Here is a 1,100-nt window from a genome sequence, read left to right on the forward strand (position 1 = left end):
GTTCCAGCGATACCAGCGCGGTGTCGACATGGCCGATGCAGCGGTTCTGCTCGTCGGCGGCGTTCGAGATGGACCCGAGCAAGCCGGTCAGCTGCTGCGCATTGGCCACCAGCTCGTTCATCTTGAGGCTCGCCTCGCTGCTGATGCGCGTGCTGCTCTCGACCCGCTGCACGTTGGTGTCGATCAGGCCGCGGATCTCGCGCGCGGCCGATGCCGAGCGGTCGGCCAGCGTGCGCACCTCGGCCGCCACGACGCCGAATCCCTTGCCGGCGCTTCCGGCGCGGGCCGCCTCGACGGCCGCGTTSAGCGCCAGCAGGTTGGTCTGGAAGGCGATCGTGTCGACGACGCGCGTCACGTCGGCGATCGTGGCCGACAGCTCGCGCAGCTCCGCCATGGTCTGCACCTGGCTGCGCACCGCATGCTGGCCGGCGTGGGCGGCCTGCACGTTCGCGTCGCACAGGCGGGCGGCCGTATCGACCACGCTGCGGGTGTGCCCCGCGGCCTGCGAGATCCGCTGCATCGCGTGCGCGCATTGCTGCATGTGGCCGCGCGATGCCTCGTTGCCGGCCACCAGCTGGCGGGCGTGCCCGTCGAGGTTCGCGCTCGCGTCGAGCACGTGGCCGCTCACCTGCCGCACGTCGCCGACGATGCCGGAGAACGATTGCTGCAAGGCCTTCGCCGCGACGATCAGCCGCGCCGCTTCGTCGCGCCCCCAGGCGGTCGGCGAGCCGGTCAGGTCGCCGTGTTGCATGCGCGCCATGTGGCGGGCGACCACCTCGAGCCCGCCCTGGGTGGCCTGGCGGAACGACCAGAACAGGTACGCGGCGAGCAACAGGCTGCCCAGCAGCATCGAGATCACGGTGTTGCGGCGCACGCCCGTGTCGTGCAGGCGCTGCTGCAGCAGCCGTTCGGTGGTGGACAGCGCCCGTGCGTTCAGCGCCCAGAAACCTTCGAACGCGCGCGTGCCGGCGGCCTTGAAGCGCGACACGTCGCCCTTGACGCTGCTGCCCAGCAGGTAGCGGCGCGACAGCCCGCGCAGCTCGGCGGCGGCGGGCACGCCCTTGTCGAGCCCGAGTTCCGCACGCAGCGGCTCGCTCAGC

1 protein-coding gene is annotated in these 1,100 nt (G+C 71.9%); it reads right to left on the reverse strand.

All coding sequences use genetic code 11. The features are described 5' to 3' along the window. Positions 1-1,100: methyl-accepting chemotaxis protein (locus tag AC1D15_RS33655; protein WP_477829478.1), on the reverse strand; the 1,100-nt coding region annotated here is incomplete at both ends.

Source organism: Rhizobacter sp. P2_H2, from assembly GCF_056403375.1.